Here is a 16,543-nt window from a genome sequence, read left to right as displayed (position 1 = left end):
GCTGCTTCCGCGCTCCCCGTGGGCAGCCACGACTTGTCAGCCGCGACGGCGCGGGGAGCGTGGGAGAGGGGGACGACGGCATGGGCAGGCGTCTTGAGGCCGACTGGTGGCAGCGGCTCGCATGGGTGGCCGTGGTCTGGCTCTCCCTGGGGTTCCTGATGCGGGTGCCGTTCCTCTGCATCGCGATCCGCCGCAACAGAGCTGCAGGCTGGGGGCGTTGGCGTCCTTCGTCCTCTACGAGGCGGTGTGCCTCATCTGGTCGTCGGTCCTGCCCGGCGGGGGCGACAGGACCCTGCTGGGCCTGGTCGTCTTCGTCGCGATGATCACCGGGACGCTCCTGCTGCTGTTCGCCGAGTTCGACGGGAAGACCCCGCGCCCGCCGTACGCCACCGCCCCGGCCCCGCAGCCCTGCCCGCCGTACGGCTCCCCGTACTGCGGGTAGAGCACGACCGCCCTGGGGGGCGGCGAGCCCGGCGACGGCACCGGGTTCGCGCCTGTCCCAGCACAGCCGCGCGAGATCGAACCAAGCGTGGGCGTTCCTTCGGTTGGTCCCAGGTGCGGAGGGAGAACTCCGCAGGGCCTGACCAGAGTTTCCTCACCCTCGCCCTCCAAGGGCGCCCACGGGGGTGCCCTGCCGCCGGGCGCCGCGACCCGCCTTCTCGATGGCCAGGGCGCGGGCTCGGTCGTACGCGGCGACCGGGTTCCCGTGGAAGGTCCAGGGCTCGGCGCCCACCCACGGCTCCAGGAGACGGAAGTGTTCCAGGGCCTCGGCACCCTTCCCGGCCAGGGTCAGGGCCGCGGCGAGGCGGTGGCGGACCAGCGGGACGCGAGGGTCGTCGGCGGGTACGGCGGCCAGCGCGGCGCGGACGGCGTCCAGTTCGGACTTGGTGTGGCGACCGGCGAGCGGGACCGGGCCGGGGCCCTGAAGGGCACGCTCGAAGGCGGCCTCCAGCGGAAGCACGGCGAGGAGCGACTGCGGTGGGGCCGAGGCCGAGGCCTCCCGGGCGAAGCGGTGCGCCAGGCGGTCCGAGCCGCACCACTTGGCGCACCAGTACTGAAGGGCGTTGAGGTGACCGTAGAAGTGGTGGGGGGCGCGGGCCGTCAGCTCGCCCCACATGCGGCGGAACTCCTCGTGGGGAAGGACGAGGCCGCGTGCCGCGGTGACCATGGTGACCCAGGGGGACGGGTCGTGCGGGGCCAGAGAGGCGGCCGTCCGGGCTGCCTCGAAGGCCGCCTGGAGCAGTTGCCGGAAGCGGGCCAGCCGGTCGGCGGAGGTGTCCTTGGCATAGCCCTCGCCGCGCGCGTGCCAAGCGCGGTAGAGCAAGGTCTGGGCGTGGACGGCGGCCGCGTCGGGGTCGTCAGGGCGCTCGGTGCGCCATGCGTGCAGCCAGGCCTCCTCCTCGGCGGCGACCCGGGCGAGGGTGGTCAGTCGGTACCAACGCCGGTCCCAGTCCTGGCCCGCAGCGGCGAGCAGGGCCGCGCCCGGACGCCAGTCGCCCTGCCGTACGGCGAGAGTGGCGTCGGCGACCTCGGGGACGGTCGGGCCGTACTGCGTGGCGTCCAGCTCCTCGCGCGGCAGCAGACCGTACGCGGCGACGTCCATGCCCGCCGTGCCCTTCCGGTTGGCCCGGGCCAGACGGACGCTGCTCCACAGGGCCCAGGCGAGGACGGGGAGGCCTATGGCGATGGCGGTGTACTGGAGGAGGGGTGGCATGGCCGTGCGGCGCTCTCAGATCGGCAGGTGGACGAACAACGCCTCATTATCCAGGCCGATCGGTTACGCACTGAGACCCTTTCCCCGCCGGCAGGGCCTCTCGAGAACAGGAAAACAGATGGGCCCGCAGCCTGAGCTGCGGGCCCATCGGGCGTACCGGCCGGGGCAGCCTAGCTCGTCAGCGGAACCAAGTGGTGCAGTTTCGCTGCGTGATGCGGAGCGAGTGGCACCTCCGCACTGTCGATGCGATAGGCGCCGGCCCCCAGCGAGACCACGAGCATGTCCTCTTCGGTCGCTTCGTCACCGGGTGTAGCCGAGTCGATCAACGCTAGGTTCCCATCGGACTTCACAACGGGACCTTGACGCCATGCGACGGTGTCGGGATCGACTTCCGAGGCATACCTGCGCATTTCTTCCTCGGAGTCACCGTGGATCCACTGGACCACCAGCGACCGGGACTCGATGACTGTGGTCGCCAAAGGCTCGTCTCCGAGCACGACCACGCCCTTGCCGGGCAGGTCGTAGCACTCGGAGTGACCGGCATCCGTCATTTCGATGACGAGGTCGTAGTCACCGTTGTATCCGTCCAAGACGTGATCCGCGATACCGGGCTCAGAGGCACCGGACCGCCCTCCGTCTCGATCCACTTACGCCCGTCAATTCTTGGCTGCTGCGTCATAGATCCCTCTCATCACGCCCTTCGACCGACCTGCCCAGCCGGCCTTCGGCAACGTCTGGGCGCTCGCCCTGCGGCTCGGCGCCCCCGCCCCATCGCCCCGCTGATCGCCCCCATGGTGGACCTGTCCGTCGTCGAGCTCCTGATCGCGCTCCGGTACCTGACCCTGCGCGGCGTCCCCGAGCACGACCTGAAGGCCGGCACCCGGCTGCTGCACCTGTGCGGGCAGCTCACCCTCGCCCTGAACACCGCCGAGCCCCTGCTGACTGGACGCTACGGACGGGCCTGCCTGAACACCATCGCCCCGCTCCTGCTCCTGGGCTGGGGCCACGTCGGCCCCGCCTTCCTCGCCCACTTCCACACCACCGCACACCAGGAGGACGCCACCGCAGCTACCCCGGCCCCCGCGCCCATCGCTGAGCCGCTGTCCACTTCGGCGCCCGCTCCCGAAACGGCAGCCCCGGCCCCTGAGCCGGTCTCCGCCGCGACACCTGCGCCGCCTCCGGCCGAAGCGCCTCCCGTGATCGAGGTTCCCGACTCCGCCCCCGCCCCGGCCGCCGCCAAGGCGCCTGCCACCGCCGCACTCGCTCAGATCTGAGCCACCCCGGCAACCAGCCGGATCACCCCTCCCTGAGACCCACGCCCACCCGATGGGCCTGGTTCGTCATGCCCCGAGCAGCACCAACACGCCTCTCAGCCCGCCTGGTTGCTGCTCGTGGCCACCCACCCGAACAGAAGGGACACGCCCCGAATGGTCACCCCGGACCTGCGCCACGTGGCAAGCCCCGCCGTGCGGGGCCTGCTCCACCTGGTCAACCAGCCCGACTTCGACCGTGCGCAGCAGCAGATCGAACGGCTTCAAGCCCTTCACCGCGAGCGAGGCCCGGCAGTTCCTCCACGCAGCCAGCAGCGACCGGCTCCACGCCCTGTACGAACTTGCCCTTCGTACCGGCCTCCGCAAGGGCGAACTCCTCGGCCTGCACTGGGAACACCTCGACCTCAAGAGCGGCATCGCCGGCATCCACCGCTCCCTCCAGCGCACCCGCACCGGCAGCCCTCTCGAACCCGCCCATCTCACCCGCAGCTTCGGCCGACTCCTCAACCGCGCAGGACTTCGCCGCATCCGGTTTCACGGCCTACGGCACTCGACCGCCACCCTGCTCCTGGAACAGGGCATCGACCTCGTCGTGATCAAGGAACTCCTCGGCCACGCCCACATCGGCGTCAGCGCCACCGTCTACGCCCACGTCCGGCTCCGCCTCCAGCGCGACGCCATCGACGCTCTCAGCACCGAACTCGGCAGCCCGGAGAACACCAGGGCAGCACGCTCCGACGGCGACGAATCGCCACCCTGCGCCGTCCTTGTCCGCTGACGTTGCCGTCAACTACTGCCGTCAAACGCTACGGATGCCCCACCGATTTCATCGGTGGGGCATCCGTAGTTTCTATCATTTTCGAGTCAGGAACCCTCCCGCGAGGAAGGGCAGGGGTGAAAACAACACCCAATTACACTGAAGTCAGTTCAGTCAGTCTTGCGCGTGCAAATTCTCGCGCACGACCTCTCATCAGCTGAATGAAATCGTGGTCATCAGGGTTGCCGATCTGGGACAGCGAAGCGATGTCAGCCACTTGATTTTGAAGCTCGATTTCGTACCTATCCACCCCGTCATCCAGCTCTTCCGAGATGTATTCAGCCGAGTTGAGTGCATGGTTTGAGCAGCTGGTCACATCCACCAGATTCCCAGTCGCTCTATACCTTGCCGCGTAATACAACGTGGCGGCTGCGTCGTAGGCGTACGCAAGCAAGCCAGGCGGCTCCTCGTCACCCGCCAGCTCTGGCAGCGAGCTGAAACTCTCGACGATCTCATCCCAAGAGATCTGGGGCTGGGATTGCCAAAGCAGATCCATGCAGCGGATCGCCAACTCGACATCCTGAGATCGCTCAGCGTTGGCGCCTACCAGGCCAGTGAAGAGTTGGGCCATTCGCTCTGCGCACGAGGCGACAAAGATCCCCATCTGGCCTGGACTCGCACTCTCCGAGAACTCACGGATCGTCGACTCGATGCTTACCACTCGAAAGTCCTAATCTTTGTACCTGATTCGTTCTGGTAGACGCGGCCAGTTATGCGACCACCGCCCGCCCGAATAAGCGGCGCGCAGACTTCACTGCACACACTCCTTGAGGCGCCTCCAGCGATCGGGGACCACCCCATTTCGTTGATGAATAGGAGCGCATTCTGCTCCGCGTGAGTTCCCGGGATGTTTCGAGCCGGAACCTCTACTCCGCTAAGCATGCCTTTCTGTGCCCTGTTCAAGCCACGGCCACTGCCAGCAACCACGTGAACGACACCCTTCGGGGTTTGCGCACTGACTACGGCAACAGTTGACTTGCTCATAGCTATTTCGCTGCCCGCTTGACCGTGAATCGCGGATGCACGGTCGGCCAAGGCTTGAGCGTCACCGCAGTTATGAACAAGGACCGGCGTGGCGCCCGCCACCACATAGTACGTGTGCAGGCCGTCAATGCTCAGGTCGTAGGTCACATGCTGCGCCGTGTACGACCTGACGTTGACGATCGTGCTCGCCGCACCGTCTCCGTTCTGGAGCTTCTGGCCCGCCTTGAGGTCGCCCGCCTGGGTCCAGGTGTTGTGGCTGACCTCGTAGAACTGGTGGTGCTTGGTGGTCTGGATCGTCTTCGGACCCGACTTCGTGGCCACGACGACATCGACGTAGTCACGGTCGGTCTTGGTGACGATCGCTTCCTTGACCTTGTGCTTCTCCTTCTTCTTCTTGCCGGGCTCGGCCGTCAGGACCCAGTCCCCGGCCTTGACCTCGGAGATCGGCTTGACCGTGCCGTTGGCCATCAGCACACCGGTCAGGCCGGTGAAGCTGTGCGGCACCCGGCAGCTGGGCCCGGAGGTCTCTCCGTCCGCCTCCGGACGCGACCTGCCCTTCGGGCCGTACTTGCTGGCCGCCGCGCCGAAGACGCCGCCCGTGGCGGCGCCGATGGCCGTCGCCTTCGCCGCGCCGCTGGCGCTGCAGCCTTCCTCGCTCATCCCGCAGGTGACGCCGTAGCCGACCGCGCCTTCCGCGGCTCCGCCCGCGGCGCCCACGGCGGCGCCCTGCGCCAGCCTGCCGCCGGCGCCGGCGAGCAGGCGGCCGACCGCGCCACCCACCGCTCCACCGGCCGCGCCACCGAGGGCGCCGACGGCACCGCCGATGGCGACCGCGCCGACGAAGCCGCCGACGGACTTGGGGCCGTCGCTCATCATGTAGCCGACGGCGTTGGCCGCGGCACCCGCGAGGGCGGCGCACCCCACCGCGCCGACGCCCCAGCTCGCCGCCGTGCAGCCCGTGAAGACGGCGATGCCCGTCGCCACGGAGGCGATGGTCGCGGCGTGCTCCTTCACATAGTGAGCTGTGGCCTTGGCCGCCTTCTTGACGCCTCTGCCGATCTTCTTGACGGCCTTCTTCGCCGCCTTGACCGCCTTCGCGACACCGTGTTTGACCGCCTTGGCGACCTTGTGGACGGTCTTCTTGACGTGCTGGACGACCTTATGGGCGTATCTCTTGACGCGTTTGTATGTTCGTTTGACGTATCTCTTGACCTTTTTGACGCTGTCGTGCACATAGTGCACGACCTTCCGGACCGCCCGGCGGGCCTTGCGGACCACCTTCTTGGCCGCCTTCTTGATCTTCTTGGCGGCCTTGCGGACCGTCTTCGCGGCCTTCTTGACGGTGCTCTTGGTCTTCTTCCAGGCCGACTTGGCGACCTTCTTGACCTTCTTCGTGACCTTCTTGACGGCCTTGTCGATGAAGCTCGGCCAGTGGCCCGTCGGGTCGGTGGCCGTCATCGGGTTGTCGTTGGCGTACGCGTACTGATTGGCGTTCGCCGACGAGGGCAGCGGCTCGTTGCTCACCGTGTCACGGCTGTTGAACTGGCCGGTCTGCGGCGAGTACCAGCGTGCGGCCATGTTGACCTTGGCCGTCTGCGGGTCGGTCCACCCGGACTGGTAGCCCAGGTTGCCCAGCATGCCGGTGGTCGAGGACGTCTTGCCGAACGGCGTGTACGTCGTCGAACCGGTCAGCGCCTCGGCCGCGTCGGTGAACTGGGCCACCACGTCGTCGTGGATGTCCGTCATCACCAGACGCGAGGCGAGAGCCGTCTTCACGCCGAGCAGGGCGCCGTTCGCGTCGCGGCTGTAGGACGCGTAACCGTCCGACGCCACGTCGTTGCCGACGCCGCTGTACTTGAAGGAGAAGTCCTCGGCGCCCGTACCGTCCCTGGCGGACAGGACGCGGTCCAGACCGTCGTAGGTGTACGTCCGGTCGCCCTCGTTGATCACCCGGTTGAAGGCGTCGGCCCTGAGCAGGGTCTGCGTCCCGCTCTCGTCCGTGATCGTCTTCAGCGTGCCGCGCGGAGTGTACGTGTACGAGTTGTGCCCGTCCGACGTGAGCCGGTTGCGGGCGTCGTACGTGTACGTGTCGCCGCCGACGCGGGTGCGGTTGCCCGAGGCGTCGTAGCCGTAGACCTCCGTCGTCGTGCCGTTGTTCCACGACGTGAGGCGGTTGGCCCAGTCGTAGGCGTACGTGTTCGACGAGGCGCCGCTGACCCCTGCCGTCGTCTTCGACGTCAGGTTGTCGTTCTCGTCCCAGCCATAGGCGACGGAGGCGAGGACCTTGCCTGTGGGCGAGGTCAGTCTGTCGTCGGTGATGCGCTCCAGGGAGTCGTAGGAGAACTCGCGCTTGGACTTGCCGGCGCCGTAGTCGATCTGCTTGACGTTGCTGTTGACGTCGTAGGCGTAGGTCAGCGTCGAGCCGGTGGCGCCGTCGTCGACCGTCTTGAGCCGGCCGGCCGTGTCGTACCCGAAGGTCGTCGTGCCGGAGGCGTCCGTGCGGGACGTCATCGCCCCGTCGCCGTTGTAGGCGAAGGAGGAGGAACCCGACGGGCCGGACGTGGACAGCAGCAGACCGCGGTCGTCGTAGCTGAAGGTGTCCCGGTCGGCGTCCGCTCCGGCGACGGCCGTGACACGGTCGTCGGAGTCGTAGGCGTAGGTGTGGTCGACCGTGGCGGCCTCCGCGCCCGTGCCGGACGTCCTCGTCAGCCGGCTCTTGGCGTCGTACTCGTTCGTGACGACCACACCGCCCGGAGAACGCTGCTCCTTCACCCGGCCGTTGGCGTCGTACACCGTGGTGAAGGTGCGGTCGGCCAGGTCGGGCTGGGCCGGGGTGGACGGCTCGATCTGGGACTCGGGAAGCCCCCAGGTGTTGTAGGTGGTCAGGAACGGGTTGCCACGGCCGTCGGTGAAGCGGGTGCGGTTGCCCGCCGCGTCGTAGCCGTAGGTCGTGGTGATCGACTCGGTCGCCGAGACCGGCTCGACCGCCTTGGTGACCAGGCCCGTCGGGTCCACGGTGAACGTGGTCGTGTGGCCGCGGTAGTCGGTCACCGACAGCGGGTTGCCCGCCCGGTCGTACGTGGAGCGGGCGGTGCGCAGCACGTTGCCCAGCGCGTCCAGGTCCTGGGTGGCGACCAGGTTGCCGAACCCGTCGTAGGTGTTCTTCGTGCTGGTGCCGTCCGGGTCCTTGGAGACCAGGACGCCGCCGTCCATGGTGTACGTGTACGTCGACACGTTGCCCGCGGGGTCAGTCACCTCGGTGACCTCGCCGAGCGCGTTGTACTTGTACGACTGGCTCACACCCGTCGGGCTGATCTCCCGGGAGAGATCGCCGCCGGGCGCGTTGTACTCGTTGATCGCCGTGTAGGCCCGCTCCGTCGGCTGGCGCACGATCTCCGTGCTGGTCAGCTCGTTGCCGAGGTAGTCCCAGGTGGACTCCTCACGGGCGCCGTTCGGGCGGGTCGTCGACAGCAGGTCGCCGTTGGTGTCGTAGACGTACGTCGACCTGTCGCCGCCGGGTTCCGTGACCGAGGCCACGTCGCCGAGCTGCGTGTACGTGTACGCCGTGCGGTTGCCCAGCGGGTCGACCTCGGCTGTGACCTGCCCCAGGTCGTTGTACTCGTTCCAGGACATGGCCGTGATCGGCGTCGAGGATCCCGGCGGGGTGTAGTCCGGCAGCTTCGTCGAGGTCTCCTGGCCCTCGGCGTCGTAGGCGGTGACCGTGACGTTGCCGTTCGGGTCGGACACCTCGGTCGGCTCGCCGAACGTGTTGTACCCGGTCATCGTGACCGGCCGGACGGACGTGGCCGTGCCGCCGTTCGTCTCGGCGTTCACGACAGGCTCGGTGACGGTGGTCTGCTGGGCGGCCTCGTCATAACCGTAGTCGGTGGTGTTGCCGTTCGCGTCGGTCATCGACAGCGGCAGGCCCCGCTGGTCCAGCTTGTACGTGGTGGACCGGACCGAGCTGTCGCTCGCCGGCAGTGTGCCGTTGTACAGCGACGACACCTGAGCGGGGGTCAGCGCCTCACCGTAGACCTGGACGTCCGCGATCGAGCCGTTGGCGTTCTCGGCGTACGTCCCGTTGTAGAGACGCCGTCCGATCTGCAGCGGGCCGTTCGCCGACCAGGGCGAGGTGAACGCGGCCGTCGTCCCCGACTGGCTGCCGTTGACGTACAGCTTCAGAGACGCGGTGGCCTGGTCGTAGACGCCCGTCAGCAGCGTCCAGGTGCCGGTGGTCACCGCCGACGTGCCGGAGTAGGTCCGGACGATGGCGGCGCCCGTGGTGTCCGAGCCGTGCCGGTTGAACGCCCAGCCGTACGCCGTCGAGTAGTACAGCTGGAAGCCGCTGGCCGCCTGGCCGTCCTGCCCGAGGAAGGTGCTGTTGGCGCTCGTGGAGGCGAGCTTGACCCACGCCGAGACGGTGAAGCTGCCGCCGGTGTTGACCGCCGGGCCGGCGGCCTGCCCGTAGGCGCTGGTGGTGCCGTTGAAGACAGCCGAGCCGCCCTTGTCCGTCGAGCGGGTCACGCCGCTGCCGAGGGTCACCTCGCGGTTGCCGCCGGAGGAGTCGCCGGCCCTGGAGCCACTGGTCTCCGACAGCTTCCAGCGGGCCACCGGAGCGGTGGTCCCGTCGTGCTCGATGGTCCCCGTGACGTTGCCGAGGTTGTCGTACAGCGTGTCGGTGGTGTCGACGTCACCCGTGGCCGGGTCCGTCTCCGTCTCGCTGACCACATTGTCGTCCGGGTCGTACGACACCTTGGTGGTGCGGTTGACCCCCGTCGGGTCCAGGGCCGACGACATGACCCGGTCGTCCGCGTCCACGGTGAACGTGGTCGTGGTGCGGCCGTCGTTGGTCACCTGCTTGATCAGGTTCCCGGCCATGTCGTAGGTGTTGGACTCCTCGACGAACTGCTTGCCGTTCGCCGGGTCCTTGCGGGTGACCGTGGCCGTCAGGCCGTCGTCGGTGTAGGTGTACGCCGTCACCCAGCCCATGGCGTCCGTGACGGACGCGAGGCGGCCGGCCGGGTCGTAGGCCCGGGACTCCTGCACCAGCGTGGTCGGCGCCGACGGGTTGTTCGGGTCGCCGGTGTAGTCGAGCAGGTTCGTCGTGAGCGGGCGGCCCTCGCCGTCGAAGGTGTAGGTGTTGACGTTCCCCGCGGGGTCGGTCTCCTTCACCTTGTTGCCGTAGACGTCGTACTCGAACGACGTCGTGTCGCCGCCCGGGTCCGTGCGCGCGGCGAGACGGTTGTAGGCGTCGTACGTCATCGACGTCGTCCGCGAGGCGTCGCCGCCGGTGAGGTCGGCGACGGTCTGCGAGGTGACGTTGCCGTCGTAGTCGTAGCCGGTGGTCGTCTTCGCCTGGTGCACCGCGCCGGTGACGCGGTTGGTGACCGCCGGGGTGGTCTCCGTGGTGACCTGGTCGTCCTTGTCGTACGTCCAGGTGGTGGTCAGGCCGTTCGGCTGGGAGTCGGACACCTCCTTCTGGGAGATCTTCCGGCCCAGGTTGTCGTACGTGTACGTCACCACCGCGCCGTTGGCGTCCGTGACCGAGGCCAGGTCGCCGTTGGCGTAGTAGACGTTCTTCGTCTTCTTGCCGCCCGGCGTGGTGACCGTGTCGACCAGGCCCGCGGGGGCCACCGCCGTTGCGCCCTCGGCCGCTGGGGTCGTGGACGTGGTGTACGTGGTGGTGGCGGTGCGGCCGTTGGGGTGGCCGGGTACCGGGGGGGTGGTCACCGACAGCAGGTTGCCGCCGGTGTCATAGGTGTAGCTGGTCAGGTACGTGTTGTCCGTCGCGGACGCCGAACGCGCGTCCCGCTCGGTGAGGAGCAGGTCGTTGCGCGGGTCCATCGGCGGGAACGCGGTCGTGGCGTCGGGGTAGTACGTGTAGTACTCCGACGCGCACTTGTTCGCCGCCGTGTCCTGGCAGTCGGTCTGCGAGACCGTGTTGCCGCGCACGTCGTGACCGGTGATGCTGCGGTTGCCGTTGGCGTCGGTCACGGTGTGCAGGAAGCCGCCCGTGTCGTAGCCGTACGTCGTCCGCTTGCCCTCGGTGTCGATCGCGGCGAGCAGCCGGTCGCCCATCTCCGCGTCGTACACGTACGTCAGCGTCTTGTCCGTCGGATCGGTCAGCGTGACCGTCTTGACCGGCGCGACGCCGGAGGACGCCTTGTACGCCGACCAGTGCCGCTCTACCTCGTCCTCGTCCAGGGCGTGGCCATAGGCCGCGACCTCGGCGACGGACCCGGTGAAGTGGCTGACCTCGCCCGGCGTCTGGTACCAGCCCTTGGCGTAGCCCGCACCGACGAAGGTGCGGGTGTCCGACTGGTCGGCGGCCTGGCCGGTGTAGTCGGCCGCCTTGACGCCGTCGAGGTACAGGGTCTGGGTCGTGCCCGAGGCGGACAGGACCGCGTGGTGCCACTGGTTGTCGGTGACGGTGCCGGTGGTGCCGAAGGCGGTGTTCCCCGAGCCCGTGGCGGACCACCAGTGACCGTGGAGCTTGCCGTCGGCGCCCACGTAGAGGACCGGGCTGTAGCTGCCGGACGCGGTGGTGCCGGTCGGAGCCGTCGACTGGTCGGACAGGATCACGCCCGGCTTCGCCGTCTTGAACCATAGCTCCACCGCGCGGTCGGCGGAGGAGTGCCACGGCGTGTACGGGATCTCGGCGTACGACGACGTGCCGTCGAAGGACGCCGCCGTCACGTCACCCGTGCCGAACGGACCCGCCACACCCTGCGTGACGGTGTTGTAGGTGCCGAAACCGGTGTGGATCTCGTTGGCCGCCTGCGCGGCGCCGTTCGTGTCGGCCAGCCGCCAGTAGCCGGTCGGGGCGGAACCCATCACGGCGGAGCGGTACACCTGCGAGGAGCCGGTGACGGTCGGCGGGTTGAGCTTCCAGGTGCCGCCGTCGCCGTCCGTGGCCTGGGTGACCAGGTCGTCGGTGGGGCCGTAGACGACCGCCGCCTGCGTCTTGCCGCCCGGCGTGGTGATCTTGCTGAGCAGACCGGCGGACCGCTTCGCGGCCTGGTACTGCGCGCTGATCACGGACGGGTCGAGCGGTTCGGAGTAGATGGCGACCTCGGCCATCTGGCCGGTGTAGTGCCCCAGTTTGTCGTTGGGGTTCATCGCCGGCCAGCCCTGTGTGTTCACCCCCGCGCCGAGCGATATGTACGGCTGGTTCCAGTCGTTGATCGTGCCCGACAGGGAGCCCTGCGCGACGCCGTCCAGGTAGAGCGTCTGGCTGGTGGCCTGGCCGGTGAGGACCGCGTTGTGCCACTGGCCGTCGGTGACGGTCGCGGTGGAGGCGATGTTCGGGCTGCAGCCCGGGGACATGGCCAGGCAGCCGCGCAGCTTGCCGTCGGTGCCGACGTACACCGCGGGGGTGTTCTTCGTCGTGTTGTTCACCGGGTCGGCGTCGCTGAGCGGCTTGTCGCCGTAGTAGAAGAGCACGCCGCCGGCCGTGGTCGTCCTGAACCACAGCGAGACCGACGTGTACGACGGCGTCGCGCCCGGCGCGGAGGGCATCTCCACATAGGAGCTGGTGCCGTTGAACGTGGCCGTGGTCTGCGTCGAGCCCGCGAGGACCGTCGAGCCGCCCAGGGTCACATTGTGGTAGAGACCGTTGTAGCGGCCCTGGTTGAGGGCGACCGTGTCCTTGGCGACGGTCGCACCCGCCGCCTCGCCGAGGCGCCAGTACGCGTACGGGTCGGCGTCCAGCACCGTGGTGCGGTAGTGGTTGCCGGTGACGTACGAGTACGACGTGCAGTGCGTCCAGTCGGCGGGTGGGCAGACCTTGGTCAGCTGGTCGCCGCTGTAGCTGTACTGCCAGGTCTGCGCGGTGCCGGAGTCGCCCGCGGTGGACGGGTCGGTGGCCACGGTGGCGACGTGCGCGGTGGCGGCTCCGGCCGGGGTCTGCCACGCCAGCGTCAGCGAGCGCTTCGACGTCTCGTTGGTGATCTTCGTGAGCTGCTTGGACGTGTTGTACGCGAACGTCTCGGTGCGGCCCGCGTAGTCCTTGATGCCGGAGATCGCGTAGACGCCCGCCTTCGCGGTCGCCTGTTTGAAGGCGTACTCGGTGAAGTCCTTGTCCGTCAGCGTGTAGCCGCCGGTCACCGACTGCAGACGCGCGTAACGGCCCAGCGGGGGCTGGAACGTTCCGTCGCTGTTGCGGCCGAACGCGACCTGCTCGCCGCCCGGGTAGGTGACGATGACGCTGGTGACCGTCCCGGAGGGGTTCTTGACCTCGGCGGCCTTCATGTCGGCGACCGTCGACCAGCCGGCGCCGAAGGCGTTGTCGATGCGCGGGTCGATGCTGTTGTACGCGCGCTCGATCTCCAGCGAGGGGCCGACGACCTCGACGTCCGCGTCGCTGTCCTCGGTGGTGTAGTTCGCCTCGGACGGGTCGAACTCGTGGCCGTCGGTGTTCTGGGCCAGGCCCGAGGTCACCGGCGGCTGCGGCACCGCGGTGGTGAAGCGGCTGGAGTAGGTCGTCTCCGCGTACCCGTCGCTGACCCCCACGTACCAGGCGTAGTTCTTGGACCAGGTCAGCTTGCCCGCGGGGATCTTCCAGCTGCTCTTGGCGATCGCGCCCGAGGTGGCCACCGGCGTGGTGCTGGTGGAGTCGGCGTCGTACACCTCGAAGGTGTACGTCAGGCTCGCGTTCGGCCACTTGTCCGCGTCGCTCGCGTAGACCAGCAGCTCCGGCTGGAGGGTGTTGGACTGGAAGTTCTCCGGCGGGTACTGGGCGTTGACCTGCGGCGCGGTGTTCGGCGCGTAGGTCAGGTCCAGCGAGGGGCGCCAGGCGGCGGTGGCCGAGTCGTCGGAGTGGAACTTCTTCCAGTGCAGGGCGTCGCCGGTCGGCGCGGCCATGGCCAGGCCGTAGTTGGCGCCGCCGGTGGCGACCTGGGTGAACCACGAGGTCGACAGCGTCACCGGCATCTTGACGCCGACACCGGCGCTGCCGGTGTCGTTGGTGCAGGAGGCGCCGGGGTTCGGCGTGGTGGTGCCGATGGCGGCGCCGTAGGACGGGCCGGGGTAGGTGGTGGTCGTCGTCGGCGACCACGACTTGGTCACCGGGTAGACCGAGAACGCCTCCGGCGTGCAGGTCGATGACCACAGCGCCCAGACGTTCAGGGTGGCGGCGGACACCCTCTGGCCGGCGAGCGTCGTCCCCAGGTTGGAGAACTGCAGGAACGAGTTGGCCTTGGTGGTGCCGCTGTCGTAGGAACCGACCTTGATCTGCGTCTCGGCGGAGCGGTTGGCGGCGTAGTCGGTCTGGACGTAGGTCGCCTCGCTCGCGAGCACCGTCGTGGGGTCGACCGTGACCGGGTAGACCCGCTCGGGGTCGTCCAGCCAGGCCCTGTCGGCGGTCATCCGCAGCGCCGGCTCGCCGTCCACGGTGGTCAGCTCGTAGGAGACCTTCGCGGAGCGCGCCCCCTCACCGGAGCGCCGGTCTGTGCGGGCGTCCTCCATGTAGGCGTGCGGGACGGTGGCGGCGACCTTGCCGTCGGCGCCCACGAACTCCACGTCGCCGTCCTCGGCCAGACGTGGGGTCAGGCCCTGGGTGTTCAGTTTGAAGACCCAGGAGTCCGCCGCGTCGGGCGAGCGCAGGACGATGTTCTCCTTGAACCCGTCGGCGATCGGCACGAGCTGCACGTCCGTGTCGGGTAGCACGCCCGGGTAGACGACCGTGCCGTCGGCGCCCTTGGTCGCGGCCACCTCGGCCGCGCCGCTCAGCTCGTAGGCGAGAGCCCGGCCGGAGCCGAGGCCGACGGAGGCCAGCTCTTCGTCGGCGCCGTTCGGGGCGAAGTCGACGTCGAGGGAGTTGGCCTTCTGCTCGAAGCGGCCTTCCTCGTCCTTGACGAGGGTGGTGTCGATCGGCTGCCAGGTGCCGTCGTCCGCCTTGAAGTTGGTGCGACCGGTGTAGTGACGGATCGTCGTGGAGCCGTCCTCGTTGACGTAGTAGTCCGAGGTGGCCGTCGACTTCTTCGCGTCACGCTCGCTGGTGGCCGGGTCGAAGCTCTTGCCGGTGCCCCGGGCCGGGCCGGTCGTGGCCTGCTCGGGGGCCTCCACGGGCCTCTGGTAGGCGTCGAGTTCACCCTTGCCCTTGCCGGGTGCGCGGCCGACGCCGCGGTCGGCGTCGGTGGCGTCGGCGGAGGCGTGGTGGCTCTTGCCGCGGGCGGTGCCTCCCTCCTGGTCCGGGGTATCCGGTTCGTCGGGTTCACTCACCCACTTCCACAGACCCGAAAGGGACATCTCGGGCATTCTTGGTGCCGAAAGGGTGGCACCGGTGGCCTCCGCCGTCTCCGTGGTGAGCATCAACGACAGGGACACGAGAACAGTAAGTGCGGTAGCCCTCGCCCTGCGCCGTCCGGAACCACCCGGAGGGAACAAGCGAGGGCCGCGCACCCAGCGAACACGCACGGGCAAGCCTTTACTTGAGAAGCGTCAAAAGAAGCTTCGGAAGCCTGCCTCAGTGCTCACATAAGTTCCACATAAGATCGAATTTGTTAGTTGATCTTTACCAAAGACGGTGCCTCATCTGCGGTTTTGTCACGTCTTGACCTGGCGCACGGCCTGCCGGACGGCATCCGCGACCGTGTCCTTCAGCTTCACATCCGGCTTCGCCACCGCGATGTTGCCGGTGGCCTGCGCCTCGCCGTCCACCACGACGAACCGCACCTTCGGGTGCCGTGCGGCATCGGCTCGCGCCACCTCGACCTGGGGGGCGCCGACGGCCAGCACGATCTCGCACTGACGCTGCACCAGGCTGTTGAGGAACGGGCGGGCGTTGTCCGCCGTCTGCGGACCCATGACGGGGAGGTAGGTGACCCGGGCCCGGGTGTCCAGAGACGCCTGCTGCATGCCCTGCCACACGGTCGCGGCGGTCGTGCCCGCCAGGACGCCCTTCTCGCCGGTCAGCAGACAGGCGTCGGTCTCGGTGTACTGCCGGGCCCGGGGGTCGGGCGGGGAACTCTCCTCGCCGCCGAAGAGCCGTACGCCGACCAGGGCGAGGGCGACGACCGCCACCAGGCCGGCCGCCGCCCAGCCCCGGGGGCCGCGCAGCGAGGCGGCCACGGCGGCCGTCGCGACGGCGTACGCCCGCCGCCGGCGGACGCCCTTGTCGTTCTTGCCGTCGCGCCCGCTCCGGCGCCACGTACGCCGGACCTTCATCGCGACGCCCGCACGATGCGGATGCGCGAACCGGCCACGCCCACGGCGCTCACGGCGCCCACGTCAGGCTTCACGGCGATGTACCTCTGCTCTCGGGATGTGCGTACGCATGCGCGAATACGGAAGCGAGGCCGTAGGGTACCCGTCGCGTGGGCGGCAGTGGCGGGTGGGGGCGCCGCGACGGCGGTTCCCGCCGTGGCCGGCGCCGGGGCTCCGCCTCCCGCCGTCTCCCCGTCTCAGGGGCGGTCGGTGCGCCGCGGCCACGCCATCCACGCGTGCGCCGAGGCACCGGCCGTCGACAGCGAGATCAACAGCAGGTCCACCGCGAACAGCGCCCCGTGGGTGTCCTCAGGGGTCAGGGCCACCTCGGCCACCCAAGCCGCCAGTACCCCGCTGAACACCGCGAAGGGCCACCAGCCGGCTCCGCCGCGCCCCCGCAGCGCCATCACCAGGGACGGCACGGGGCACAGCAGACCGAGGCTCAGAAGAGGCAGCGCGGCGAGCCCGGCCCGCACGGTGTACGGGCGCAGCTTCCCGTACGGCCGCAGCACGACGGTCCTGCCGATCGAGGCGAGTCTCATCCGTTCCGCC

General features: G+C 69.0%; 8 protein-coding genes and 1 pseudogene. 3 read left to right on the top strand and 6 right to left on the bottom strand.

Annotated features, from left to right (window positions below; all coding sequences use genetic code 11):
* The first annotated feature begins 217 nt into the window (after positions 1 to 217).
* Positions 218 to 442 carry a hypothetical protein gene (locus K7787_RS31935; RefSeq protein ID WP_247721240.1) on the top strand — a complete coding sequence of 75 codons (225 nt, stop codon included), beginning with the start codon at positions 218 to 220 and terminating at the stop codon, positions 440 to 442.
* Positions 443 to 595: 153 nt separating this feature from the next.
* Here K7787_RS31935 and K7787_RS24155 read toward each other — a convergent pair whose 3' ends face one another.
* Both K7787_RS24155 and K7787_RS24150 read right to left on the bottom strand, forming a co-directional pair.
* On the bottom strand, positions 596 to 1,714 hold the full coding sequence (locus tag K7787_RS24155; protein ID WP_223002921.1) for a hypothetical protein: 1,119 nt from the start codon (positions 1,712 to 1,714) through the stop codon (positions 596 to 598).
* Positions 1,715 to 1,884: 170 nt separating this feature from the next.
* On the bottom strand, positions 1,885 to 2,304 hold the full coding sequence (locus tag K7787_RS24150) for an Imm21 family immunity protein (RefSeq protein ID WP_223002920.1): 420 nt from the start codon (positions 2,302 to 2,304) through the stop codon (positions 1,885 to 1,887).
* Between the two features lie 201 nt (positions 2,305 to 2,505).
* On the opposite strand from K7787_RS24150, the gene K7787_RS24145 reads away from it, so the two are divergent.
* Positions 2,506 to 2,988: a hypothetical protein gene (locus K7787_RS24145; protein WP_308036458.1), complete on the top strand. Its 483-nt coding sequence runs from the start codon at positions 2,506 to 2,508 to the stop codon at positions 2,986 to 2,988.
* 247 nt (positions 2,989 to 3,235) lie between these two features.
* Positions 3,236 to 3,763: pseudogene (locus tag K7787_RS24140) on the top strand (site-specific integrase); the annotation flags it as partial.
* Between the two features lie 133 nt (positions 3,764 to 3,896).
* On the opposite strand, the gene K7787_RS24135 reads toward K7787_RS24140, so the two are convergent.
* The 4 genes from K7787_RS24135 to K7787_RS24120 all read right to left on the bottom strand — a co-directional run bounded on the left by K7787_RS24135 (position 3,897) and on the right by K7787_RS24120 (position 16,533).
* Positions 3,897 to 4,463, bottom strand: coding sequence for a hypothetical protein (locus K7787_RS24135; RefSeq protein WP_223002919.1), 567 nt, complete (start codon positions 4,461 to 4,463; stop codon positions 3,897 to 3,899).
* The gene (locus K7787_RS24130; RefSeq protein WP_247721239.1) at positions 4,457 to 15,034 is read right to left on the bottom strand and encodes a LamG-like jellyroll fold domain-containing protein; all 10,578 of its coding nucleotides are present in this window, start codon (positions 15,032 to 15,034) and stop codon (positions 4,457 to 4,459) included. Before K7787_RS24130 ends, K7787_RS24135 begins: the two co-directional genes overlap by 7 nt.
* A gap of 297 nt (positions 15,035 to 15,331) precedes the next feature.
* Entirely contained in the window at positions 15,332 to 15,952 is a 621-nt protein-coding gene (locus tag K7787_RS24125) for a type 1 periplasmic-binding domain-containing protein (RefSeq protein WP_223002918.1), read from the bottom strand.
* Positions 15,953 to 16,188: 236 nt separating this feature from the next.
* On the bottom strand, positions 16,189 to 16,533 hold the full coding sequence (locus K7787_RS24120; RefSeq protein WP_223002917.1) for a hypothetical protein: 345 nt from the start codon (positions 16,531 to 16,533) through the stop codon (positions 16,189 to 16,191).
* Between the last annotated feature and the right edge of the window lie 10 nt (positions 16,534 to 16,543).

Origin of the sequence: Streptomyces sennicomposti, from assembly GCF_019890635.1 — a bacterium.
Lineage (GTDB): Bacteria > Actinomycetota > Actinomycetes > Streptomycetales > Streptomycetaceae > Streptomyces > Streptomyces sennicomposti.
Note: the sequence above shows the minus strand (reverse complement) of the source record. Positions and strands in the feature narration are given on the sequence as shown.